The 24,194-nt window shown below is 62.0% G+C and carries 25 protein-coding genes; 9 read left to right on the top strand and 16 right to left on the bottom strand.

The features are described 5' to 3' along the window. Positions 1–69: 69 nt before the first annotated feature. From eno to ASD63_RS26760, 4 genes are all read right to left on the bottom strand, one after another. Positions 70–1,344 carry a phosphopyruvate hydratase gene (gene eno, locus ASD63_RS26775; RefSeq protein WP_060530020.1) on the bottom strand — a complete coding sequence of 425 codons (1,275 nt, stop codon included), beginning with the start codon at positions 1,342–1,344 and terminating at the stop codon, positions 70–72. A 137-nt stretch (positions 1,345–1,481) separates the two neighbouring features. Continuing rightward, positions 1,482–2,324 (bottom strand): 3-deoxy-8-phosphooctulonate synthase, encoded by an 843-nt coding sequence (kdsA, locus tag ASD63_RS26770; RefSeq protein ID WP_034795847.1) that lies wholly within the window; start codon positions 2,322–2,324, stop codon positions 1,482–1,484. Continuing rightward, the gene (locus ASD63_RS26765) at positions 2,324–3,214 is read right to left on the bottom strand and encodes a VOC family protein (RefSeq protein ID WP_034795850.1); all 891 of its coding nucleotides are present in this window, start codon (positions 3,212–3,214) and stop codon (positions 2,324–2,326) included. Before ASD63_RS26765 ends, kdsA begins: the two co-directional genes overlap by 1 nt. A gap of 547 nt (positions 3,215–3,761) precedes the next feature. Next, a complete protein-coding gene (locus tag ASD63_RS26760; protein WP_034795853.1) occupies positions 3,762–4,574 on the bottom strand; it encodes a class I SAM-dependent methyltransferase in 813 nt (270 codons plus the stop codon). Between the two features lie 532 nt (positions 4,575–5,106). Here ASD63_RS26760 and ASD63_RS26755 point away from each other — a divergent pair. The 7 genes from ASD63_RS26755 to ASD63_RS26725 all read left to right on the top strand — a co-directional run bounded on the left by ASD63_RS26755 (position 5,107) and on the right by ASD63_RS26725 (position 10,231). Next, positions 5,107–5,751 carry a lysophospholipid acyltransferase family protein gene (locus tag ASD63_RS26755; protein ID WP_034796029.1) on the top strand — a complete coding sequence of 215 codons (645 nt, stop codon included), beginning with the start codon at positions 5,107–5,109 and terminating at the stop codon, positions 5,749–5,751. Continuing rightward, positions 5,748–6,698 carry a phosphatidate cytidylyltransferase gene (locus ASD63_RS26750; protein ID WP_034795857.1) on the top strand — a complete coding sequence of 317 codons (951 nt, stop codon included), beginning with the start codon at positions 5,748–5,750 and terminating at the stop codon, positions 6,696–6,698. The genes ASD63_RS26755 and ASD63_RS26750 overlap by 4 nt, the downstream gene beginning before the upstream one ends. Next, positions 6,695–7,093 carry a hypothetical protein gene (locus tag ASD63_RS26745; RefSeq protein WP_034795860.1) on the top strand — a complete coding sequence of 133 codons (399 nt, stop codon included), beginning with the start codon at positions 6,695–6,697 and terminating at the stop codon, positions 7,091–7,093. Before ASD63_RS26750 ends, ASD63_RS26745 begins: the two co-directional genes overlap by 4 nt. Further along, on the top strand, positions 7,077–7,733 hold the full coding sequence (locus ASD63_RS26740; RefSeq protein WP_034795863.1) for a CDP-alcohol phosphatidyltransferase family protein: 657 nt from the start codon (positions 7,077–7,079) through the stop codon (positions 7,731–7,733). Before ASD63_RS26745 ends, ASD63_RS26740 begins: the two co-directional genes overlap by 17 nt. A gap of 244 nt (positions 7,734–7,977) precedes the next feature. Beyond that, a complete protein-coding gene (locus ASD63_RS26735; protein WP_034795866.1) occupies positions 7,978–9,165 on the top strand; it encodes a DUF418 domain-containing protein in 1,188 nt (395 codons plus the stop codon). 152 nt (positions 9,166–9,317) lie between these two features. Further along, on the top strand, positions 9,318–9,587 hold the full coding sequence (locus ASD63_RS26730) for an autorepressor SdpR family transcription factor (protein ID WP_197067148.1): 270 nt from the start codon (positions 9,318–9,320) through the stop codon (positions 9,585–9,587). Beyond that, positions 9,584–10,231: an SdpI family protein gene (locus tag ASD63_RS26725; protein ID WP_034795869.1), complete on the top strand. Its 648-nt coding sequence runs from the start codon at positions 9,584–9,586 to the stop codon at positions 10,229–10,231. Before ASD63_RS26730 ends, ASD63_RS26725 begins: the two co-directional genes overlap by 4 nt. A gap of 94 nt (positions 10,232–10,325) precedes the next feature. Here ASD63_RS26725 and ASD63_RS26720 read toward each other — a convergent pair whose 3' ends face one another. The 6 genes from ASD63_RS26720 to ASD63_RS26695 form a co-directional block, all read right to left on the bottom strand. After that, positions 10,326–11,963 carry a CTP synthase gene (locus ASD63_RS26720; RefSeq protein ID WP_082572995.1) on the bottom strand — a complete coding sequence of 546 codons (1,638 nt, stop codon included), beginning with the start codon at positions 11,961–11,963 and terminating at the stop codon, positions 10,326–10,328. Between the two features lie 138 nt (positions 11,964–12,101). Continuing rightward, complete coding sequence (secG, locus tag ASD63_RS26715; protein ID WP_034795875.1) at positions 12,102–12,593, bottom strand: preprotein translocase subunit SecG; 492 nt, start codon at positions 12,591–12,593, stop codon at positions 12,102–12,104. A gap of 131 nt (positions 12,594–12,724) precedes the next feature. Continuing rightward, the gene (tpiA, locus tag ASD63_RS26710; RefSeq protein ID WP_034795878.1) at positions 12,725–13,495 is read right to left on the bottom strand and encodes a triose-phosphate isomerase; all 771 of its coding nucleotides are present in this window, start codon (positions 13,493–13,495) and stop codon (positions 12,725–12,727) included. A 136-nt stretch (positions 13,496–13,631) separates the two neighbouring features. Then, positions 13,632–14,525 (bottom strand): class I SAM-dependent methyltransferase, encoded by an 894-nt coding sequence (locus ASD63_RS26705; RefSeq protein WP_051659339.1) that lies wholly within the window; start codon positions 14,523–14,525, stop codon positions 13,632–13,634. 61 nt (positions 14,526–14,586) lie between these two features. Continuing rightward, positions 14,587–15,072 (bottom strand): GNAT family N-acetyltransferase, encoded by a 486-nt coding sequence (locus ASD63_RS26700; protein WP_034795892.1) that lies wholly within the window; start codon positions 15,070–15,072, stop codon positions 14,587–14,589. 184 nt (positions 15,073–15,256) lie between these two features. After that, positions 15,257–15,736, bottom strand: a complete 480-nt coding sequence (locus ASD63_RS26695; protein WP_060539243.1) for a hypothetical protein — start codon at positions 15,734–15,736, stop codon at positions 15,257–15,259. Positions 15,737–15,929: 193 nt separating this feature from the next. Between ASD63_RS26695 and ASD63_RS26690 the strand changes: the two genes are divergently transcribed. Further along, on the top strand, positions 15,930–16,550 hold the full coding sequence (locus tag ASD63_RS26690) for a cytochrome b (RefSeq protein WP_034796035.1): 621 nt from the start codon (positions 15,930–15,932) through the stop codon (positions 16,548–16,550). After that, a complete protein-coding gene (locus tag ASD63_RS26685) occupies positions 16,547–17,146 on the top strand; it encodes a YceI family protein (RefSeq protein ID WP_060516885.1) in 600 nt (199 codons plus the stop codon). The genes ASD63_RS26690 and ASD63_RS26685 overlap by 4 nt, the downstream gene beginning before the upstream one ends. Positions 17,147–17,182: 36 nt before the next feature. Here the strand turns inward: ASD63_RS26685 and ASD63_RS26680 are convergent, their stop codons facing one another. From ASD63_RS26680 to ASD63_RS26655, 6 genes are all read right to left on the bottom strand, one after another. Then, positions 17,183–18,634 carry an aspartate aminotransferase family protein gene (locus tag ASD63_RS26680; RefSeq protein WP_034795901.1) on the bottom strand — a complete coding sequence of 484 codons (1,452 nt, stop codon included), beginning with the start codon at positions 18,632–18,634 and terminating at the stop codon, positions 17,183–17,185. Between the two features lie 11 nt (positions 18,635–18,645). Beyond that, positions 18,646–19,656, bottom strand: coding sequence for an NAD(P)-dependent oxidoreductase (locus ASD63_RS26675; protein ID WP_034795903.1), 1,011 nt, complete (start codon positions 19,654–19,656; stop codon positions 18,646–18,648). Then, positions 19,653–20,093, bottom strand: a complete 441-nt coding sequence (locus tag ASD63_RS26670) for an EamA family transporter (RefSeq protein WP_034795905.1) — start codon at positions 20,091–20,093, stop codon at positions 19,653–19,655. The genes ASD63_RS26675 and ASD63_RS26670 overlap by 4 nt, the downstream gene beginning before the upstream one ends. Positions 20,094–20,186: 93 nt before the next feature. After that, on the bottom strand, positions 20,187–21,509 hold the full coding sequence (locus tag ASD63_RS26665; protein ID WP_034795908.1) for an FAD-binding oxidoreductase: 1,323 nt from the start codon (positions 21,507–21,509) through the stop codon (positions 20,187–20,189). Further along, positions 21,506–22,948 (bottom strand): UbiA family prenyltransferase, encoded by a 1,443-nt coding sequence (locus ASD63_RS26660; protein WP_034796036.1) that lies wholly within the window; start codon positions 22,946–22,948, stop codon positions 21,506–21,508. The genes ASD63_RS26665 and ASD63_RS26660 overlap by 4 nt, the downstream gene beginning before the upstream one ends. Before the next feature lie 230 nt (positions 22,949–23,178). Further along, a complete protein-coding gene (locus ASD63_RS26655) occupies positions 23,179–24,099 on the bottom strand; it encodes an alpha/beta hydrolase (RefSeq protein WP_063979520.1) in 921 nt (306 codons plus the stop codon). Between the last annotated feature and the right edge of the window lie 95 nt (positions 24,100–24,194).

Raw genomic sequence — 24,194 nt, 5'->3', positions numbered from 1 at the left:
GAAAATAGAAACCCGCCCACACGGGGCTGTGTGGGCGGGCTCAGTTTTCAGACAAAAATCAGGCGGCGATCAACCGCGCAGGATCGAACGGCCGGCGTACTTGGCCTGCGGGCCAAGCTGCTCTTCGATGCGGATCAGCTGGTTGTACTTTGCGAGCCGGTCCGAACGGGCAAGCGAGCCGGTCTTGATCTGGCCGCAGTTGGTGGCAACCGCGAGATCGGCGATCGTCGCATCTTCGGTTTCGCCCGAACGGTGCGACATGACGGCGGTGTAGCGCGCCTTGTGTGCGGTCTCGACGGCGTCGAGCGTTTCCGACAGCGAGCCGATCTGGTTGACCTTGACGAGGATCGAGTTGGCGACACCCATCTTGATGCCGTCGCGCAGGCGGGCCGAGTTGGTGACGAACAGGTCGTCCCCGACGAGCTGGCACTTGTTGCCGATGAGATCGGTCACAGCCTTCCAGCCGTCCCAGTCGTCTTCGGCCATGCCGTCTTCGATCGAGAAGATCGGGTACTTGGCGGCGAGTTCGGCAAGATATTCAGCCATTGCGCCCGGCTCCAGCGTGCGGCCTTCGCCTTCGAGTACGTACTTGCCGTCCTTGAAGAATTCGGTCGCTGCGCAATCGAGCGCGATGAACATGTCTTCGCCCGGCTTGTAGCCAGCCTTCTCGATCGACTTCATGATGAAGTCGAGCGCTGCCGGGGCCGAAGCGAGACCCGGCGCGAAGCCGCCTTCGTCGCCGACATTGGTGTTGTGGCCGTCGGCTGCAAGCTGCTTCTTCAGCGTGTGGAACACTTCCGAGCCCATGCGAACAGCATCACGCATCGTGTCGGCGCCAACCGGAACGATCATGAACTCCTGGAAGTCGATCGGGTTGTCGGCGTGCGCGCCACCGTTGATGATGTTCATCATCGGAACCGGGAGCACGTGGGCGTTCGGACCACCGACGTAACGGTAGAGCGGCAGGCCGGCAGCTTCGGCGGCAGCCTTGGAAACGGCAAGCGAAACGCCGAGAATGGCGTTGGCGCCGAGGCGCGACTTGTTCGCCGTGCCGTCGAGCTCGATCATGGTCTTGTCGATCTGGATCTGGTTCTCGGCATCGAGACCGCCGATCGCTTCGAAGATCTCGCCGTTGACGGCTTCGACGGCACGTTCAACGCCCTTGCCGAGGTAACGCGTACCACCATCGCGCAGCTCAACAGCCTCATGGGCACCGGTCGAGGCGCCCGACGGGACTGCCGCGCGGCCGAAGCTTCCGTCTTCCAGGTACACGTCGACCTCGACGGTCGGGTTGCCGCGGCTGTCCAGAATTTCTCGGCCGATGATGTCGATGATTGCAGTCATGATCTCTTCCCTGTTGAGGACGGTGGGTGGTCGGGGCCTGTCATACGCCAAGGCCTCGAAATTACAATGGCGCGCAATATGCAAAAACAACCGCGCCATTGCGGTTCATGAAAATTTCACGAAGCGTCGCGCGGGTCTCAGCCCTTGGCGATCGCGTCGAAAGCCAGCAGCTTTTCGAGCAGCCTCGGCATATCCTTCAGATGCACCATGTTCGGGCCGTCCGAGGGTGCGTTGTCCGGGTCTTCGTGCGTCTCGACAAACACACCTGCGACGCCAACCGCCACGGCCGCACGCGCCAGGGTCTCGACAAATTCTCGTTGACCGCCCGAAGAGCCGCCCTGCCCGCCCGGCTGCTGAACCGAATGGGTCGCATCAAAGACGACCGGCGCGCCGAGCGAAGCCATGATCGGCAGCGAGCGCATGTCGGAGACCAGCGTGTTGTAGCCGAAGGAAGCGCCACGCTCGCAGAGCATGACATTGGGGTTGCCGCTCTCGGTGAACTTCGCCAACACGTTCTTCATATCCCAGGGCGCCAGGAACTGGCCCTTCTTGACGTTGATCGCGCGGCCGGTCTTGGCGGCTGCGACCAGAAGATCGGTCTGGCGCGACAGGAAGGCCGGGATCTGCAGGATATCGACCGTCGGCGCGACCAGAGCACATTGCTCTTCGGTGTGCACGTCGGTCAGAACCGGAAAGCCGAATTCCCTTTTCAGGTCGGCGAAGATTTCCATCGCCTTGTCGAGACCGATGCCACGCTTGCCCGAAAGGGAGGTGCGGTTGGCCTTGTCGAAGGAGGACTTGTAGACGAGGCCGAGGCCGAGCTTGTTGCAGAGTTCTGAGAGCGCGCCCGCCATCATGAAGGCGTGTTCACGGCTCTCCATCTGGCAGGGGCCGGCGATCAGCGACAACTTCTCGGTCTGTGCGAAGGCGACCTGACGGGCGCCCTCACCGACAACGACTCTGGCATTGGTTTTCATCATCAAGCTCCAAACGCGAAGATCACCCCTTGCCCCGGCATTTCGGGGACAATGAGGCGCCCGCCCATTTCTGCAAATTCGATATCGTTCTCGGCAAAGAGCGCCCGCGTTGCCTCGAGATCGGCAACACGGAAGACGACCGCCCGTCCGCGAAGGCCCCGTTCGGCACCGCGCACCGAGCGACCGAAGAAGGCTTCCATGCCGGCGGCGTTCAGCACCGAGATCTTGGCGTTGGTGGTCGCGACATCCATGCCGAAGGAATGCGCCGAAACCTCGCGCTCATCGACCGCTTCCTGCAGCAGATACTGGAAATCAGTCGGATTGGCTTCCGACAGCACCACTTCGCTTATGCCGATCACGCCGTTGTCGTGTCGCTCCAGCGCCGCCCGATCGGTGGGGAGTGCGCGAACGCGCTGACAGCTGAAAAGAAAGAGATCCGGCGCGCGCAGGTCGGCCGCAAAGGCAAGACGGAACGAGCCCAGTCCTTCGCGGCCATCCGGCAACTTCATCGGCCGGGAAAACTCCAGCATGTCACCGCCGGAGATGCCCCGCGCCCTAAAACGAATGTGGTCGCTCGCCGCATCCTCGGTGCCGAAGACCAGCGCCGAGAGGCCTTCCGGTCCCTGGCGGAAACGAAACGCCTGATCACGCGCCACAAAGGCGTTGCCGTCGAGTGCCGCCGCCTCGCACTCCTCGCGGGACGCTATGGCTAGCGGTTCGAGATAGGTGCCGTCGGCAAAGAAGACGCAGGCATTTTCGGTGCCGAACGGATGGCGGGCATCGTCGGCGACGGTGAAGCCGAGATTGGAAAGCCGACGCCGCGCCTGGGTAAGCGTATCCACCGGCAGCACGAGGTGATCGAGCGGGCGGGTGGTGCGCTTGGAGAGGCTCATGGCGTGTTCCCTGATGGTTCGCCGCTGTTTGCAACTTTTGGCCGGCGAATGCAAGCCGGGTCACCGCCAGGGGCCGGATCGGCCATCCGGGTTCGGGCCGTTGCCGCAAAGTGAGCCGTCCGCGGCCGGCTGCGCCCGCCGCGGATTATGCCTGTCAGCGGGAGACGAACCGCCGGAAGGTCAGTAGTAGCCCGGCGCCGTCGTGGCGTTCGCCGTGTTCCCCGCACCGAGACCGGGGGCGAACGTCTGGGGCTGCGTGTAGGATGTATTGGTCGAGGACGTCGAGGCACAACCCGAAAGCCCCAGCACGGCAACCGCCAAAGGCACGAACAACAAAGCGATGAAGCGCATATGGATTGACCCCTTTCCAGTTTCGCTGACGACAGGAAAGTACGAAACCGATGCGTTGGCGAGTACGTAACAGTAACGCGAGTTAAAAAAGGCGGTGCGGAAGCCGGGATCGGCAACCGCAGCGCCTTCCGGCCGCTGCGACTGCCCTCGTTGCGTGCGAGCTTGCGGGCCCGAACAGAGCGCCGGGCCTGCCGCATCAGGGATGAAGATCGCTCTTGATGGCAAAGGTGGCGATGAAAGTCGGCACGAACCTGTCGATCAGGAAACGAGCCGACGGCTGCCAATCCTCGTGAAAGCCGGCCAACAGGAAACCGACCTTCAGCTGCCCCTCGATCTGCGCAGAAAGGCTGTGTCCGAAGACCAGGGCCTCGCCCCGATCGACCTTGGCCTGCACGACATCGGGCGCGAGATGCTCCACCTCGGCAAAGGGGAGCCGGTAAGCCGGGCGGATAAGGCCCTTTTCCGCATGGGCCGGATCGCGGTCGCCGACGAAAACGATCGGATTGTAGAAGCTCGAAAGCAGCCGACCGCCGGTCTTCAGCACCCGGTGGCACTCCCGCCAGACCGGCTGGATGTCGGGAACATAGAGGTTCGAGATCGGATGAAAGACGATGTCGAAGGTTTCGTCCGCAAAGGTCGCGAGGTCCCGCATGTCGCCCTGCACGGTCAAAAGCGAAAGCCCTTCGCGTTCGGCGACGCGCCGATCCTGTTCGAGCTGTCCCTCGGAGAGGTCGAAGACCGTAACGTCCGCACCGGCGGCGGCCAGGGTCGGCGCCTGCTGCCCGCCGGCGGACGCCAGGCAGAGGATCTTCTTGCCCTTGACGTCGGGCAACCAGCCCTCAGGCAGATCGCCGGGCGTCAGCCGCGCCTGCCACTGCCCTTTGCGGGCGTCGGCGATCATCTCGCGTGTGACCGGGCGGGACCATTCGCAGTCCTGGCTTGCCTGCCTGTCCCACGCCTGGCGATTGTGATCGATGATATCGAGATTGGAGGAGGAAATGTCTTGCATGTTCGGTCCCTGGAACTTGTCCTGATGTGACCGCTCACGAAGGCGAATGGAGATCGCAGGCAGAAATGCCCTAGCGTTCGTCCGTCGATGCGGATCGCAGCAATGCCATCGTCCATCTTCTTCGCAAGCGAAGTTGAGGCGATTCGGTTTTCACCGGGCATTACTGGCGCATTGGACGACGCTCCCCTTACTGGAAGCCGCAAGCTAGCGGCTAAGTTGCGGATGGTCAACGCGAACGGAGGCCCACGGCTGCGACGTGCCGCCGCAATGGTTTCTCCGTCATGGTGTCGGCGAACGAATATCCGGCATGGTCTGCGCGTTATCATGTTGCGCATGATTTCAACCGCTTGAGAAGCCGTCACAATTGCGTAAAATTCGTCATTGCAGCCTGGAGTTATGCCGGGCAGCAGGCTGAGGGGCAGCATTTGATTATTGAGTCGCAAGACAAGAAACGCATCCGGGCACGGCCGAGTCACGCCAAGGGGCGCTTCGGCACACTGACTCGGCTCCCAACCGGGCACAAACCCACATGATGCGCGAGATGATGGCCAAGCTGGCTTCCATCGCCATCATGATGTTTGCGCGGGCGCTGACGGCGGCGCGCGCCCTCTGGCATGAGACCGGCCTGCCGCCGAAGCAGAGCATCTATTTCGCCAACCACTCCAGCCACGGCGATTTCGTGCTGATCTGGGCGGTCTTGCCGCCCTGGCTCAGGGAACGCGCGCGGCCGGTCGCAGGTGCCGAATACTGGCTGAAATCGAAGCTTTCGACCTTCATCGGCCGCGACGTCTTCGACGCGGTGCTGATCGAGCGCGACCCGGATGCGCGCACGCAGGACCCGGTCGAGCAGATGACGGCCGTGCTCAACGACGGATCGTCGCTCATTCTCTTTCCCGAGGGAACGCGCAACCAGACCGAAGCGCGACTGCTGCCGTTCAAGAGCGGGCTCTATCACCTCGCCTGCAAGCGCCCGGACGTGGCGCTGGTTCCCGTCTGGATCAACAATCTCAACCGCGTCATGCCCAAGGGGGAGTTCGTGCCGATCCCGCTCATCTGCACCGTCAATTTCGGCGAACCGATGCGCCTCAAGGCGCAGGAGACGAAGGAAGAGTTCATCGCTCGCGCCGAGACCGCCCTGCTTTCGCTCGCGCCTTCATCGACGGATGACGGCGCATGAGCGCGGCCAGCCTGGACATGCTCAAGCTGCTCTTCGGCGTCGGCGGCGTTCTCGTGCTGGCGTCAAGCGTCGGCTACATGCTCAAGCAGAAGCTGTCGCCTGACGGGTCGAACGGCTCGATCGAGAACCTCAACGCCCGCATCAAGGCGTGGTGGGCAATGGTAGTGCTGATCGCCATCGCCTTCGTTGCCGGACGGGTCGGCGTGCTCCTGCTCTTTGCCTTCTGCTCGTTTGCGGCGCTGCGCGAGTTCATCACGCTCATCAACACGCGGCGCGGCGACCACTGGGCGATCGCAGGCGCCTTCTTCGTCGTCCTGCCGATCAACTACTTCCTGCTCTGGGCCGAGCAATACGGCATCTATTCGATCTTCGTGCCGGTCTACGCCTTCCTGCTGATGCCGATCGTTGCGGTTCTTCGCGGCGACACGCGCGACTTCCTGGTCCGGATCTCCGAGGTGCAATGGGCGTTGATGATCTGCGTCTTCTGCGCCTCGCACGTGCCGGCGCTGCTAACGCTGCAGATTCCGGGCTATGAGGGACGCAACGTGCTTCTCATCGCCTTCCTCGTCATCGTCGTTCAGTCGAGCGACGTGCTGCAATATGTCTGGGGCAAGCTCTTCGGCAAAACCAAGATCGCGCCAACCCTTTCGCCGTCGAAAACGGTCGAGGGTTTCGTCGGCGGCGTTGCGAGCGCAACGCTGATCGGCGCCTCGCTCTGGTGGATTACCCCGTTCACCCCGGCGCAAGCCGCGTTGATGTCGCTCATCATAACCCTGATGGGATTCTTCGGCGGGCTCGTGATGTCGGCGATCAAGCGGGACCGCGGCGTCAAGGACTGGGGCCATCTGATCGAAGGCCATGGCGGGCTGATCGACCGGCTCGATTCCGTCGTCTTCTCCGCGCCGATCTTCTTCCACCTGACGCGCTACTGGTGGTCGCTGACATGAGCGCGAAACTGAAGGGGCTGGCATCAAGCGGGGTCGTACATGTGGCCTTCGCCTTTTTCGCCATGGGCGGCTGGGCGCTTTTCGCCAACCGCCATCACCCCATGCCCAAGCCGCTTGTTGCCGGCCTCGTCCAGGGAACGCTTTCGGCGCTGCTTACCCTCTACCTCAAGACGGCGATCGATGCGCTTTCCAGGCGGTTCAACGGCGCCAGGCGCCTGGTTCTGCCACCGCTCTTCGCGTGCCTCGGCTCGTCTGCAATTCTGGTCGCGATCCATGCCGCCAGCGGCACGCCCGAGATCCTGAAAACGATTGCGCTGCCGCTCACGGTTTCGACCACCTACGCCGCCATCTACAACTATTCCATCAGCCGAGGCGAACATGACCGAGACCGGTGACCGCAGGCCGCTCGCAAGCCGCAACACCCGCTGGGCGCAGGCCACTGCGCGCCGCCTGGCATCGATGAACCTCACGCCAAACCGGATCTCGCAGGCAAGCATGCTGGCGGCCGCCCTTGCCGGCCTTTCCTTCTGGCTCACGGGCGAAAGCGAGGACGGCGTAAGGGCGAGCCTGTTCATCGCCGCCGCGCTCTTCTGCCAGTTGCGCCTGCTCTGCAACCTTTTCGATGGCATGGTCGCCGTCGAGGGTGGCAAGGGCGAGGCCGATGGTCCCTTCTGGAACGAGTTTCCCGATCGCATCGCCGACATCTTCATCTTCGTCGGCGCCGGATTTGCCATCGGCGTGCCGGCTCTCGGTTTTGCCGCGGCCACCTTCGGCGTGCTGACCGCCTACGTGCGCGAGCTCGGCCGTGCCAATGGCGCGCCGGGCGATTTCTCCGGCCCGATGGCCAAACAACACCGCATGGCGACGATGACGCTGGCCGCCGTGGTGTCCGCCTTCGAAGGCCTCTGGCTCGGCGATGGCGAACTGCTGTGGATCGCGCTCCTTGCGATCTCGACTGGGGCTGCGCTTACGGCCCTGCTGCGCGCTCGTCGCCAGATTGCCTGGCTTCGGCAAAACGCTCCCCACAAAGGCTAAACACCCTCTTCACGCATCATGAACGAGGCCGCAGCAACATCGCGCGGCCCTCTTGACGTATGTTCATGCCAATTATTAGATAGATTAGTCTATTTATTAAATGCTACGAGCATCGGCGATGAACGAATGCTCTCGCGCACCAAGATCGGCGGGGATCAGGCACATGGTCGCAGCTTCCTGAAAGCAAACTTTTTCAATCGGTTACGGCGCAAATTTATAGCGCCTCCCGTAACGGAGAACACGAATGAGTACCCCAGACCGCATCGACGACGTCGATGCATTGCGTGGCTTTGCCTTGCTCGGCATCCTCCTTGTCAACATCATGGCCTTCGCCTCCGCCTTCTACGGGCTGGAAATTTCCGACCCCGCCTTCGGCGGCATCCTCGATCGCAGCGTGCATTTCGTGATCGCCCTGTTCTTCGAAATGAAATTCTACCTGCTCTTCTCGTTCCTGTTCGGCTACAGCTTCACCCTGCAGATGCGTTCGGCGGAAAAATCCGGCGAGGCCTTCGTTCCCAGGCTCCTGCGCCGACAGATGGGCCTCTGGCTGATCGGGCTTGCCCATGCGGTCCTGCTTTTCCATGGCGATATTCTCACCACCTACGCGGTGCTTGGCATCGTCCTCCTGATGCTCAAAAACCGCAGCGATGGGGCCCTCTTCCGCCTGGCGAAATGGCTGGTCCTTATCCTTGCAGTGGTCTGGGGCACACTCGGCATCCTCATCACGCTGGATCCGGTACCGCTCGATCGGTCTGCCATTCTTTCCGCCGCGGAGGCGGCCGAGCTTGCCTTCCAAGGCGACTGGCAAGCCGTCATCGGTCAGCACCTTACGGAGCTCAACTCGGTCTGGATCATCCTCGTCCTGCTGCAAGCGCCGTGCGCGCTGGCGATGTTCCTGCTCGGCCTGATCGCCGGGCGTCGCAAGACCTTGGCGCGGCCGGAGGAGAACACGGCGTTGTTCCAGCGCCTCGTTCGTACCGGTCTCTGGATCGGCCTGCCTGGCGCCGTCATCTATGCCTATGTCAGCGTCGAGATGCCCGAATCGCCAATCGCGGTCATCGCGCTTTCGATCGGGCTCGCCACCGGCCCGCTTCTCACCGGCGCCTATGTCGGCGCCATGATGCTGCTCTTCGGATCCGAAACCGGCCACAGCCTGCGCAACCTGCTGGCGCCTGCCGGCCGCATGGCGCTGTCCAACTATCTGCTGCAGTCGCTGATCGCGGCGCTGATCTTCCATGGTTACGGCCTTGGTCTCATCGGCCAGGTCGCGCCTTTGGCAAGCGTGCTGATCGCGCTTGCGATCTTTGCCGCCCAGCTCTTCATCAGCCACTGGTGGATGGCCCGTTTCGCCTATGGCCCGCTCGAATGGATCCTGCGCTTCATCACCATCGGCCGCGTGCCGCAGTGGCGCCGCCCGGCGGAGGCGCGCTGACGGACACCAGCCAATTCCCGCAACCAATGCTGCCCGGCGCCTTCGGCGCTGGGCATTTTCGCTTCCTGGCTTGAGACGCAGTTCGGCACTATTTCGCTTTGACTCTAATTAGATGTTTGTCTAAATATTGAGACAACAAGCGAGCGGAGACGATGCGGATCAACAGGGTTTTCGAGGCGCTTTCTCATCCCGTGCGGCGGCAGATCCTGGCACTGTTGAAGGCCGGGCCGATGAGCGCCGGCGAACTCGCCGAGCATTTCGACCTGACCAAGCCGACGCTTTCCGTGCATTTCAACAAGCTGCGCGAGGCAGAACTCGTCGCGGTCGAGCGGCGCGGCACGAGCCTCATCTACCACCTCAACATGTCCATTCTCGAAGAGGCGCTCGGCGGTCTCCTCAGCACAAGGGATCAAGCACCATGACCTTGCTTTTGCGTTCCCCGATCGCGCTGGTCGCTGGCGGCATACTTTTTTCCGCGACGCTCGTCGGCTATCTCGCAATCCCCGCCGAGGCGCTGCTTCCGATCCATTGGGGTGTTGACGGCACGGCCGATGCCTTCTGGCCGCGTAACCGGGCGCTAGCGCTGGCGCCTGTGGCGGTCGCCGTGCTTGCCGCATTCTCGTTCGTCGTCGGTCGGTTCGCACCACAGGCCGAGCTTCAGGCGGGCCGGCATATCGCCGAAGTCACCCTCCCGGCGATCCTCGCGCTCTTTGCCGCCATTCAAACTGTGATCGTGCTGATCGGGCTTGGCGGCGACCTCTCGATGACGCGCGTGATCGCCTTCGGCCTCGGACTTCTGTCGATCGTCGTCGGCAACGTCCTGCCGAAATCGCAGCCGAACGGCCTTGCCGGCATTCGGCTGCCGTGGACGCTCGCCGATAACGCCAACTGGCGGGCAACGCACCGGCTTGCGGGCCTGCTGATGGTCTGCGCCGGTATCACCCTGGCGCTGCTGGCCCTCGTCATGAGCACCGGTCCAGCGCTTGCCGCAGCGACGATCGCCGCGCTGCTGCTGCCGGTCGCAATTGCAGCGCTCTATAGCTACCACATCGCCCGTCGCAGTTAGTGGCTCCAGGCGTCGCAGCTCGGCCGCAGCGCAACGGCAGAAATGAAAAAGGCCGGTCTTGCGACCGGCCTTTTGCTTGTCTTTCCTGTGCGCCTCAAACGAGACGCGACTGTTCCAGTGCAGCTTCGATGAAGCTTCCAAACAGCGGATGCGGATCGAGCGGACGCGACTTCAGTTCCGGGTGGTACTGAACGCCGATGAACCACGGATGATCCGGATACTCGACCGTCTCCGGCAGGATGCCGTCCGGCGACATGCCCGAAAACACCAGACCGCAGGACTCAAGCCGATCCTTGTAGTCAACGTTGACTTCGTAGCGGTGGCGGTGACGCTCAAAGATCTCGGTCGAACCGTAGATCTCGGCAATCTTGGTGTCGGCCTTCAACGATGCGCGATAGGCGCCAAGCCGCATCGTGCCACCGAGATCACCCGATGCGGAACGCTTCTCGAGTTCGTTGCCCTTCACCCACTCGGTCATCAGACCAACGACCGGTTCCTTGGTCGGACCGAACTCGGTGGAGGACGCCTTCTCGATGCCGGCGAGGTTGCGGGCAGCTTCAACGACAGCCATCTGCATGCCGAAGCAGATGCCAAAATACGGCACCTTGCGCTCGCGGGCAAAGCGCGCCGCGTTGATCTTGCCCTCCGAACCGCGTTCGCCGAAACCGCCGGGAACGAGGATGCCGTGTACCTTTTCAAGGTAGGGCGCTGCGTCTTCCTTCTCGAAGACTTCCGATTCGATCCACTCGAGCTTGACCTTCACCCGGTTGGCGATGCCACCATGGTAAAGCGCTTCGATCAGCGACTTGTAGGCATCCTTGAGGCCGGTGTACTTGCCGACGATCGCGATCGTGACTTCGCCTTCCGGCGTGCGGATGCGATCGGCAACCCGTTCCCAGGCGTCCATGCGCGGCTTCGGCGCCGGTTCGATGCCGAAGGCTGCCAGCACTTCGTTGTCGAGGCCTTCCTTGTGGTAGGCGATCGGAACGTCGTAGATCGAGGCAACGTCGAGCGCCTGGATGACTGCCGACTGGCGGACGTTACAGAAGAGCGAGAGCTTGCGACGCTCGGCCTCCGGAATTTCGCGGTCCGCACGAACGAGGAGGATATCAGGGTGGATGCCGAGGGCCTGCAGTTCCTTGACGGAATGCTGCGTCGGCTTGGTCTTCAGTTCGCCGGCAGCCGGGATATAGGGCATCAGAGTGAGATGGACGTAGACGGCGGTGCCACGCGGCAGGTCGTTGCCGAGCTGGCGGATCGCCTCCATGAAGGGCATCGCCTCGATGTCGCCGACGGTGCCGCCGATTTCGCAGAGAACGAAGTCGTAGTCGTCGTTGCCTTCGGTGACGAAGTTCTTGATTTCGTTGGTAACGTGCGGGATCACCTGAACGGTTGCGCCGAGATAGTCGCCGCGACGTTCCTTGTCGATGATGTTCTTATAGATCCGGCCCGTGGTGATGTTGTCGGTCTTCGTCGCCGAACGCCCTGTGAAGCGTTCATAGTGGCCGAGATCGAGATCTGTCTCCGCGCCATCGTCGGTTACGAAAACCTCACCGTGCTGGGTCGGGCTCATGGTGCCCGGGTCAACGTTGAGATAGGGGTCGAGCTTGCGCAGTCTCACCCGGTAGCCACGCGCCTGCAGCAGTGCTCCGAGAGCCGCTGCAGCGATGCCTTTTCCGAGGGAGGAAACCACGCCGCCTGTGATGAATACATATCGCGCCATGGGAGTCACCGGATACCTTTTAACAAATGATTCCGCCACCGAAAAATTCATGTTCCAGAACTTTTCGTCTTGGGATGGAGGCAGATTTCACACAAAACAAAACCGGCGGATGAAACATCCGCCGGCGGGTTCTTCAGAATTGCGACCTTATTGGCCGCTGGGAACTTGCGATCCCGTATTGCTGTTGGCGCCAGCGGCGGGCGCCGGGGTCGTTGCGCCGCCGGCCGGGGCTTCGCCCGTCGTTGCCGGTGCGGTCGTCGAGGGAACGCCATTGTCGGCCGGAGCGGCGTTGCCGGTTGCCGGCTGCTGTCCAGTCGCACCGCCAGCCGGAGCCGGAGCGCCGCCACCGAGCGAATTGAGAACGCCACCGCCGTTCGAGCTGGTGCCCGGGATACGGTCGAGGATGTCGGTCGCCTGCGGCTGGTAACGCGCGAGAATGCCCATGCCGAGCGCCAGGACGAAGAAGAGCGCGGCAAGGATCGCCGTCGTGCGGGTCAGCGCATTGGCCGTGCCGCGCGCGGACATGAAGCCCGAGCCGCCGCCGATGCCCAGGCCACCGCCTTCGGAACGCTGAATGAGTACGACGCCGATCAGGGCGACGACGACCATGAGATAGATGACGAGTAGTACGGTCTGCATCAGCTTCCAGTCCTGCCCTTGGGGCACACGAATCAAACCCTGCGCAAACTCGGCATGGCCGGGCGCAATTTTCGCGCCTCTTTATACCATGCCGTGCGCCATTAAAAGCCCCTGCCCGGTAACCCGGGCGATCAGGCCGTCAATTCTTCATAAGCCCGGTAGATGGCGAGGAAGTCTTCGGCTTTCAAGCTTGCGCCACCGATCAGTGCGCCGTCGACATTGGCAACGCCCATCAATTCCTTCGCATTGGACGGCTTGACCGAGCCGCCATAGAGGATGCGCATCTTGGCGCCGGCGTCGGCAAAGCGTGCGATCAGCTCCTTGCGCATGAAGGCGTGGGCTTCCTCGACATCCGTGGCCGTCGGCGTCAGGCCGGTGCCAATCGCCCAGACGGGCTCATAGGCAATCACGGTGTTTTCCGCGGTTGCTGCATCCGGCAGGCTTTCGGCGAGCTGGCGCTTCAAAACATCGAGCGTCTTGCCGGCCTTGCGCTCATCACCGGTCTCGCCGATGCACACGATCGCGACGAGTTCGGCCGAATGGGCCGCTTCCGTCTTTGCGCGTACCAGCGCATCGCTTTCGGCATGATCGGTGCGGCGCTCGGAATGGCCGACAATGACGTGGGTGCCGAAGCAATCGGCGATCATTTCGGCGGAAAGGTCGCCAGTGTGGGCGCCCGACTGCTTCTGGTGGCAGTCCTGCGCGCCGATCAGCAGCGGGCTGTCGTCGCAAAGCGCCGTCGCCACGTAGAGCAACGTTGCCGGCGGGCAGATCAACGTTTCGACCTTGGCGGAGAGTTCGCCCTTGACCCCTTCGGCCATCGCCTTGATCTGATCGAGCGAAGCGCGGGTTCCGTTCATCTTCCAGTTGCCGGCGACGAGCGGGCGGATATCGGGCGTCATGCTATTTCCTCCGGGTACTTTTCTCCGGAAGCGGCCTAGCAAATGCAGCCGGCAAATAAAAGCACCGCCGGCGATTATTCATGGGCCGCGGGGCCGGTTGCCCTGCCCCGCCATCAGGCGTTGCGCGTCGCCAGCATCATGACGAAGGACGCCCTGCCTTCTCGCGATATTCCGCCGTCGACCCGACCTTTGCGGCCACAATCGCATACATCAGCGGCAGGCTCGGCATGGCCGCCGGCGGCGCCATGCGCCCGCCGCCAAGGTCGCGCATGCCTTCAAACGCCACCCAGCCATTGGCATAGGGGTATTCCTTCAGGACTTCCATCCGGAGCCCGGCGTCGATCAGCGCCTGCACAACATCGGCGATACCCCAGTTGAACTCGAAGGACGGGTGCGGATTGGCGAATCCCACCACGCCCTCCTGATAGCCGCCATGGGCAAGGCCTGCGCCCGAGTCGGCGACATAGTCACCGACGCCCGCTTCCGCGACCGGGTCTTTGGGCGCGTAGTCGTAGTGTGGCTTCCAGCCCTGATCGAAAACCATCGCAAAGGGATGGAATTCAACGAAGGCGAAACGCCCGCCGGGCTTCAGCACATCGGCAATGCCACGCGCCCAGACACCGAGGTTCGATAGCCAGCAAATGGTACCATAGGAAGCAAAGACGCGATCGAACCGGCGGCCGGCCTTGCGGGCGTCGTCGAACCAGCCGAACAGGTCGGACCGCTCGAAGACGGCGGCGATGCCGCTTTCCGCCGAAAGCCGTGTGGCAAAGGCGATCGCCTCATCCGAGATATCGACGCCGGTCACGTTCGCGCCGCGCCGCGCCAGGCTCAGGCTATCCTGGCCGGAATTGCATTGCAGGTGGAGGACGTCGAGCCCAGCGATATCGCCGAGCAACTCGATCTCTTCCGGATAGAGCGTGGAGCCGCCGGCGCGGAAGAAAGCGGCCTGGTCGCCCTTGTGACTGTTGTGCGCGACGGTCGCGGCATTCCACGAGAGGCGATTGGCCTCGTGAAGATCAATACTCATGTTCCAACTCTTGAACATCTGGGAGAGACACGGGAGGTTTTTTCCCCGTATCCCGGCGCCCTTAGAATTTCAGCACAGCCTCAAGCTCGTCATCATAGTACTCGCCCGTCGGCTTGAAGCCGAGGCCTTGGTAAAAGCCCTCAGGGCTGCCAGGGCCCTGCCCGTAACTCGTGTAGAGCTCATGCAGGCCCCGCGCCTTCAGATCGCGCACGACAAGGGCAATCGCCTGCTTGCCATACCCTTTGCCCTGGAAAGGCCGAGCGATCATGAAGCGCCAGAGATAGACTCCCGGGCAATCGATGCCGTCATCCCAGTCGGATCCTTCGTGCAGCATGATGAAGCCAATGAGCGTCTCATCGGCATAGACCCCACGGAACCAGGCATTCTCGGAAAAATGCGCCTCGGCGATCGAGGTGCCGTTGTCCGCCACCATGTTGCGCTGTTCGTCGCTCAGCGTCTCGCTGAGTTCGCAGACGTCGCAGACGGTCAAGGCTGATATGCGCCGAAGGGTAATTTCGGCATCGGACGGCAATACGGTTTCACTCACGGGAAACTCCTTAGAAAAATCAAAATGTTAAAAAAAGGCCCAAACCAGACCGGCGGACCTCGAATCACCCGTTAAAGGGGCAATCGGCGGATAAAATGAAATCATGGCGAGAAAACGCCAAAGTCAGAACTGCCGGCATCTCGCCAGATTCCGGCACCGCTGTTACTAGGCTATACGCCTGCCTTCACTTCGGGCGGCCGGCCGTCGGCTGATTGCCGCCGTTCTCCAAGCCGGCGATCGCCGCGTGAACGTCGGCTTCAGCGTCCTCGTCGAACTGCTCGAAGATCGCGTCGCCGATCAGGGCGTGAACCTCGCGGAGATAGGGTGCTGCCGCCTCGCCTTCGCCGAGCGCCAGATAAGCGCGCGCGATCGAAAGCGACGAGAGCGGCTGGCGCCGCGCGAGCGTCCACTCACGGGCAAGCAGGGAGACGGCAATGCTCTCCCGATGGTGCCCGGCATCGCAAAGGGCGGCGCCGTAGCCGCTCTTGACCCAATAATACATGTCCGTGAAAGCGAGGTGGACATCGGCTATGTTGGATGCCAGACGCCAGGCGTCGACCGCTTCGCCATAGTTGCCTTCGGTTCCAAGCCGGATGCCCGCGCGGCCGTGTTCGTAGGCTTCCCGCTCGTGCGGGTTCATTGGTGTCGTTTTCTTCTTTGTCATGTACGCCAGTCCACATGCTCCCAGGAACAACCCCTCCGTGTCCCCTCCACCAGCAAATGGACCATAGCTTGCCGAGATCAACAAGATCTCAGTGCAATTTTATGGTATTCTAGGCGAATAAAAGCACGAACTCATGAGTCTTACCGCAGTCGCCGAGCCAATAGCGGCCGGGCGAGCGACCATGGGGTCGAACATGCTGCGCAACGACAAAGCCGGATTTGGGTGGATCACCATCGTCCTTCACTGGGCGATTGCGGCATTGATCCTCACCCTACTCGGCCTCGGCTTCAGCATGCGGCGAACGCCCGTCGATCCGGTGCTGCAGTTTTCGCTTTACCAATGGCACAAGTCGCTCGGTTTCACCGCGCTCGGTCTGGCGACAATCCGCGCGCTCTGGCACCTGGTCGAGGTTCGTCCGCGTCCGCCCGCAGGCCTCAACGCGCTCGAGCGCCGTGCAGCCAGCGCCACCCATGTGGTGCTCATCCTCCTCGCGCTCGCCGTTCCGCTTGCCGGCTGGGCGGTGGCCTCGACATCGACGCTGAACATACCGAGCTTCTATTTCAACTGGATCGTCATCCCCCACCTGCCGATGGCGAAATCGGAAGCGGCCGAAGACCTCTGGACGCTCGTCCATATGACGCTCGCCTACCTCCTGCTCTGCTTCGTCGCGCTTCACGTCCTGGCCGCCCTCTACCATCACTTCGCACGCCGCGACGACGTCCTCGTCCGCATGCTTCAGACCGGATCACGCCAACGCGCTTCCTCCCAAGCGGCTGGTTCGGATCCGGTTATCGCCGGAAGGAAGAAACCATGACACTGCACTCGCAATCACCAACAAAGGCCATTGCCTTCACGCTGCTGCTGGCGCTCGGGAGCATTCCGTCGCCCGCCACGGCAGCCGCGCCGGACCTTGCCGATGCTGCCGGCAACTACGGGATCACGCCGGCTTCGCGTATCCATTTCACCGTTGCGCAAGCGGGCGGCGGCGGCATTGTCGGCGATTTCGCCAAGTTTTCCGGCAACTTCCGCATCGACCGAAATGATGTCGGCCATTCGACGGTCGAATTCACGCTTTACCCGGAGAGCGTGAAAACCGGAGAAAAGCGGATCGAGGACTTCCTGAAGTCGAGCGCCGTCTTCGATACCGCAAACTTCAGCACCGTCACATTCCATTCGACGACCGTGAAACAGACCGGACCGGACACGGCCGCGGTCGAGGGAACGCTGACGGCGCGCGGCACGTCGAGAAAGGAGCGCTTCTCGGTAACGCTGCTTGACTGGAACCGCGGCTCGATCGCCTTCAACATCCGCGGCAATATCCACCGATCACCCTACGGCATGGATGTCGGCACGCCGATCTATTCCAACGTCGTCGAGTTCGACATGAACATCAAAGGGCAGAGGCGCTGAACGCCCCTGTCCTTTGCAAGTCGATAGGCTTCTCGATCAACCGATCTGGCTGCCGACGAAATCCTTGACGATCCGCACGATGCCGCGGCCGAGCAGGTCGTCGAGGGCGGCGATGAACTGGTCGACATGACCGCGCTCGCAGATCAGCGGCGGTTCGAGCCGGATGACGTTGCGATTGTATTCGGTGAAGGCCACCAGCACGTCGTAGTCACGCAGGAGCAGCGCGCCGATGAAGCCGGAGAGCGAGCCTTTGAGCTTGTCGTCGAGCATCGAGACAACAGGACGCAGCACCATCGGCAGCGTCTGGCTGAAGTCCTGGAATTCCAGGCCGACCATCAAGCCCTTGCCGCGGACGTCCTTGATGATCTTCGGATACTTCTCTTTCAGCGCCTGCAGACGCTCGAGCAGATAGTTGCCGCTGTCGGCGGCGCGGTCGATCAGGTGCTCGTCGTAAAGCACATTGATGCCTTCAATCGCCGTGACGCAGGCCTCGCCCATGCCGCCGAACGTGGCCATCGCATGGATCATGGCGGTCTTCGGCGTGCCGTAAGCCTTCATGTAGACCTCACGGCGGGCAATCATCGCGCCGACGGCGGCCTTGCCGGCGCCCAGCGACTTGGCGAGCGCCGTCACGTCAGGCACGACGCCGTAATGCTCGAAGGCATAGAAGCGGCCGGAGCGGCCATAGCCGCACTGCACTTCGTCGGCGACCCAGAGCACGCCGTATTTGTCGCAGAGCGCACGCAGCTTCTGCCAGTACTCCGCCGGTGCCTGGATGATGCCGCCGCCGCCCTGGATGGTTTCGAGCACGATGACGCCGATTTCCGGGTCGGACTTGAAGGCATTCTCCACCGCGTCGATATCGGCAAAGGGCACGCGCACGGTGTTGTCCGTGATCTTGAAGTCGGCGCGGTAAAGCTGGCCATCGGTGATGGCGAGCACGCCCTTGGTCTTGCCGTGGAAGGAATTCTCCGCATAGACGACCTTCGGCCGCTTCGGGCCGGCGGCACGTTCGGCAAGCTTGACGGCAGCCTCCATGGCCTCCGAACCGGAAGAGCCGAGGAACACCATGTCGAGATCACCCGGCGAGCAGGCCGCGATGTTCTTCGCCAGCGCCGCTGCATATTGCGACATGAAGGCGATCGCGATCTCGTGGCGCTTTTCGTCCTGGAATTTCTGTCGGGCTTCCAGAATGCGCGGATGGTTGTGGCCGAAGGCGAGCGAGCCGAATCCGCCGAAGAAATCGAGGATCTGGCGGCCGTTCTGGTCGGTGTAGAACATGCCCTCGGCGCTCTCGATCTTCACCTTGTGGAAGCCGAGCAGCTTCATGAAGTGGAGCTGGCCCGGGTTCAGGTGTTCCTTGAACGCGGAGGTGATGTCGCCGATCGACATGGCTTTCGCCTGTTCGACGGTGATGAGATCGGGCCTGGCAACGCCGCCACCGAGCGAAGGGGCGGCAACGGCAATACGGTTCGGTCTGTCCAGCATGATCTCTCCCCTCATTCGGCCGGCACGGCGACAGTTGCAGGAACTGCGGCGCCCATCTTCTTGGCCCGATATTCATCATAGGCGGCGATCAACATGTCGCCATCGTTGAACTCCGCGCGCCAGCCGAGCTCGCGCTTCAGCTTGCCGGTCTCGCGCACGCACATTTCGTCGGCGATCAGGTACTGCTCCGGATCCATGATCGGCTTGTTGATCAGGTCGAACAGCGCCAGCGTCTGCTTCACCGCAAAGGCCGGTGTCGGCAGCAGGAACGACTTCGAGCCGGCGTGCTTGATCAGGTTGCCGAGCAACTCCCGCACCGAAGGCGGATTGTCAGAGCCGAGATTGTACGCTTCGTTCGGCACGCCGCCCTTCCAGGCAAGGCGCGCAGCTTCGGCGCAATCGAAGACCGAGATGAACTGGTAGGGCACCTTGCCCGAGCCGATCATCGGCACCGGCAGGTTCAGGTCGATCAGCTTGAACAATTTCTCGAGGATGCCGAGACGGCCGGGACCGATGATCAGGCGCGGGCGGAAGATCGAAATGTTCATGCCCTGCTTGCGCCACTGCATGGCCAGCTGCTCGGTTGCCCATTTCGACTTGCCATATTCGCCGAGCGGCTTTGCCGGATGGGTCTCGGTTTGCGGCGACTGGACGGTGTGGCCATAGATCATGTCGGTGGTGAACTGCACCAGGCGTGATGCGCCGGCGGTATCCATCCCCTTCATGATGTTTTCGGCACCGTAATAATTGACGGGCCAGAAGAACTCCCAGCGCTTGGCGCGGACCTGCAACGGCGACAGCATCTTGGCCGCCATGTTGTAGATCATGTCGTCGGCGCCGATGCCGACCTTTTGGACGGCTTCCAGATCGGTGACGTCGCAATGGACGAAGCGGACGCGGCCGTAGTGCGGCAGGTCGGACTTGACGATATCGGCGACAACGACGTCCTCGCCTTCCTTGACGAGGCGTTCCGCCAAATGACGGCCAACGAAGCCGTCGCCACCAAAGATGATGTGTTTCATGACTTGCTCCCGAATTCTGCGGTGCTCACCCCGGCGGCATCAGCCGATTTCTCGTCGGCGCTGGATGAGATGCCCGACTGGGCGATAAGAACGGTTCCGGCGCAGATCAGCGCGATGCCGGCGATACGCCAGGCATTGAGGTCTTCGCGAAAGACGAAATAGGCGAAGACCGCAACGAGAACGTAAGCGAGGCTCAGGAACGGATAGGCAAAGGAAAGCTCGACCTTCGACAGCACATAAAGATGCGACGCCATCGAGATGACGAAGGTCGCAAGACCGGCAAAGACCCATGGGTTGAAGACGATCTGAAACAGCCGGACGATCGCGGTTTCGGCAGTCATCGAAATCGGTCCGAGCGTCATCATGCCCTGCTTCAGCATCAGCTGAGCGGCGGCGTTGGTGAGCACGGTAAAGAGAATGAATGGAATATATTTCATAGTTTTACTCCCAGTCCCGAAAATCTACTTACGGGCAAGAGACGGATATTCCGTGAAGTTTGCGCATTTAATTGAATAAAATTGTCTGCATTCTCATTCTGGCAAAGCCAGAGCCGTGCGTTTCCAGAAGTTCGAAACCAGCGCAGGGTCGCGCAACGTTTCGATCTTTCTCCAGAAAGGAAAAGATTTTTCAAAGACTTGCGGGCTCATGCGGGCATCCTTGTACGGATTGATCGCACCGCCGGCCTCGACTACGATGCGATCGAGCGCATCGAGCAGCTTTACTGTCCGTTCACCTTGATTGGCGAAGTCCAGCGTCAAAGTAAAACCGGGACGCGGGAAGGACAAGATGCCCCGGGAGCCGATGTCGCCGAAACGCTTCAGGATCGTCAGAAACGACGCATGGCCGGCCTGGCGGGCGGTTTCCATGAGCTTGGCCGTGATCTCCGGTGCGTTTTCCGCGGGATAGACGCTCTGATGCTGGTAGAGCCCGCGCGGGCCATAGAGCCGGTTCCAGGCGCCGATCGCATCCAGCGGATAGAAATAGGACGTCCAGGGAACGGTCGTCACCGTCTCGCCCGGCTTCACCTTGCGGAAGTAATACTCGTTGAAGCCTTTGAGCGTTGCCTGGTTGAGGAGGTTGAACGGCGGCGAAAACGGCACGGACAGCTTCAATCCCTTGGGGATGTCGGGCAGTTCGCAGGAACCGTCGGCATGATCGCCGGCGAGCAGCACGCCCCTGCCCATTCGAGATCCCTTTGCGAGCTGGTCGATCCAGGCGACGGAGTATTCATGCTCGGCATCGACGCCGTCGACGAGGGCAAAATATTGGTCCAGGTTCTCGAAACGGATCGCGTGCTGCTGCACATGCGGCGACGGCACCTTCATCAACCGGATATCGACGGTGAGGATCAGTCCGGTCAGCCCCATACCGCCGATGGTCGCGGCGTAGAGTTCCGGGTTTTCGACCGGCGAGCAGGTCAGCCGTTCGCCGGTCGAGCGCAGCAGCGTGAAACGCGTCACGTGATTGCCGAAGGTGCCGCGCGCGTGATGGTTCTTGCCGTGCACGTCGTTGGCGACCGCGCCGCCAACGGTGACAAAAGCCGTGCCAGGCGTCACCGGCAGGAAGAAACGATGCTCGATCGCCCGTTCCAGCACCTGGCGCAGCGTCACCCCCGCCTCGCAGGTCATCATGCCGGTGCCGGGATCGAAGGCGAGTATCCGGCCGTGAAGGTTGCTTTCGATCAGCGTACCGCGATCGTTGTGGCAGCTGTCGCCGTAGCTGCGTCCGTTGCCGAAAGGCAGATAGCCTTCGGCCTCAAGGCTGCCGAGCCGGTCTTCATAGTCGTCAGGCGAAATTCCAGGCCGCACGCGATTGTCGATGCGGCCCCAGCTTTCATGGTCTTGCAGGGTCATTGCGGCCCGATGGCTCCAAATAGGATCAGCAGCGCGCCGATCAGCATGGTCAGTTGGCTGCGCCAGTCGCGCATGATGAAGACGACCGGATCCTCATGCAGCATGCCGCGGCGCGCAAGCATCCAAATGCGCAGCAACATATAGAGCACCAGCGGGCAGAGCGGCCACAACGCCCAGGGCGTGGTGTACATCTCCTGCAGTTCCTTGCTGTGCACGTAGAGCGCCAGAACCAGGGCCGAGGTGAAGGCGGAGGCAACGCCGGCCTGGCCGACCATCTCGAAGTCGACAGCGAGATAGCCACGCCCCGGCACGTTGCCGCCGTCCTTGTCCTCGAATTCGTGCAGCTCGACGTAACGCTTCACCAGCGCGAGGCTCAGGAAGAAGAAGATCGCAAAGGACACCAGCCAGAAGGACAGTTCCGTGCCGGTCGCGGCCGCGCCAGCGACGATGCGTGTGGTGTAGAGGCCGGCGAGCGTGAACACGTCGACGAGCAGCTTGCGCTTCAGCACGAAGGTATAGGCCGTCGTCGCGCAGGCGTAGAAGGCGAGCACCCCGGCAAACTTCCAGGGCAACAGAACGGTCAGCGCCACGGACGCGATGATGAGGCAGCCTGCAAGCACCAGCGCTGTCGGCACGGACATCTGGCCGCTCGCGAGCGGCCGGTAACGTTTCTTCGCATGGCGGCGATCGTTGGCAAGGTCCGAAAGATCGTTGATGACGTAGACGGCGGATGCGAGGAAGCTGAAGGCAAAGAAGGCGATGATGACGCTGACGATCGCATCGAAGTGCAGTACCTCGTGGTTGAGGATCATCGGCACGCCGATGAGCACGTTCTTCGCCCATTGATGCACGCGGATCGACTTCATCGGCGCAAGCGCGCTGACCTTGCCGGTATCGAGCCGTTCGGCATCATGGTTGCGACGCCATCTTTCCGCGGCCGCATCGGGCGAGACCACGATCGCGCGGCGTGCCACCTCAAAGACGGCGATATCGTCACGGCTGTTGCCCATGTAGTCGAAGGCGCCGTCGCCGTACCGCTCTACCAGCGCCCGGCGCTTGTTGCTGCTCGTCAGGTTGAGCGCGTCGGTCGAATGCATGACCGAGGAGAACATGCCGACATGGGCGGCAATGTCGTTTGCAACGGACGGTGCTGCGCCGGTCACGAGCACGAGTTCTCGCCCGCTCTTCTTTTCCTCCATGAGCCGGTCGATGACGGCCTGCCGATAAGGCCAGTCTTCCGCACGGCGGCCGGATCTAAGGGCCACTTCGTGCTTCAGGCGTGCCTTACCTTTTGCCAGCCAGACCAGCATCGGAAACAGCATCAGCGGATTGCGCAGCAGGATGATCGCCGCCCCTTCCCACAGGGTGTCGGCGGCCAGCAAAGTGCCGTCAAGATCCACACACAGCGGAATGTGCCGTGTCTCGGTGCGCGCGTCCATGAAGTCCATCCCAGCCATAGTTGCCGGTATCATCACGACTTCAACTTTCCAGAGTGGAAACGCAGGCCTTTGTTTCGCTCGCAAATTGGCGGGCTGGTTAACAAATCCGCAGCAGCAGGGCGACGCCTATCGCCTGTCGCGTGAACGAAGATTCACGCACCAGGCCTTAGGCTCTTGTTTTGATGCATGTCGCTGCAGCAAAACCGCTGCACACTTTTGCGCGACATGCATTAGCGGCTGCCGATCCAGTTCAGCGCATCGCGCCAGTCGGTCATGCGCACCGGCGTTCCGTGCGAGCCGGTTTCGAAAAGCACGAAGCGCGTCGGATAGCCCTTGGCCTTGAGAGAGCGATAGAGCGCCTTCTGGCCTTCGGCGGGATAGACGCTGTCACGGCTTCCATGGCTGAAGAACATCGGCAGCTTCGCCTTGTAGGCGGCACTTTTCGTGAAGTCCGGATCACTGACGCCGCCCATGACCATCATGCCGGAGAGTGCTGCGACGGCGGAGGCGTCGCGCGAGACACCCCAGCAGATGAAGCTTCCCATCGAGGCGCAGGCGAGCACGACCGGACGGCCTCCGGAACGTTCGGACGCGTATCGAACCAGGCCGGCGATATCGGCGGCACCTGCCGTATCGAAGGAGCGGACGCTCGGGGCGTAGTAGACGCCGCCATTGGCGACGGCGAGGTTCTTCAGCCGGTTGAAGTTTCCACCGAAGGAAAAGTCGTTGGCACCGAGCCGACGGTCGCCGCTGCGGCCATGGATGAAGATGACCGAGAAGCTGGCGCCGCGATCGGGGCCGACACGGGTCACGTCGAGCGCGCGGCCACCGATATCGAGCGTTTCATTGACCTGCTCGTTCTTCACGCCAAGCGACACATAGGCGCGCTTCACCCGGCGTTCCGGGATTTCGTCGCGTTCGTTGATATCCCGCAGTTCCTGGTAGTCGACCGTCAGGTCGTCACCACCATCCTCCTGGTCGAGCACCTTGGCATAGGAGAACAGATCGTCCTTGTAGGGCTTGAGCGTCTGCGCCTCTGCCGACGAGGCGGCAATTGCCAAGGCTAGGGCGAACAGGCAGGCACGAAACGGAAAAACAACTGTGGACACGGCCAAATGACGGGCTCCCTCTTTCGCCGCAAGCCTTGCCATTGGCCGCACCGCAAAGCAACACTTGGCCCGAAACACGGCCGTTCGTGCGAAAAATCATCGGCGGCCGGCGCCAGAAATTCTCCTTTTGTTCGCGT

This window comes from Ensifer sp. Root558 (assembly GCF_001427045.1).
In the GTDB taxonomy this organism is placed as follows: domain Bacteria; phylum Pseudomonadota; class Alphaproteobacteria; order Rhizobiales; family Rhizobiaceae; genus Ensifer; species Ensifer adhaerens.
Note: the sequence above shows the minus strand (reverse complement) of the source record. Positions and strands in the feature narration are given on the sequence as shown.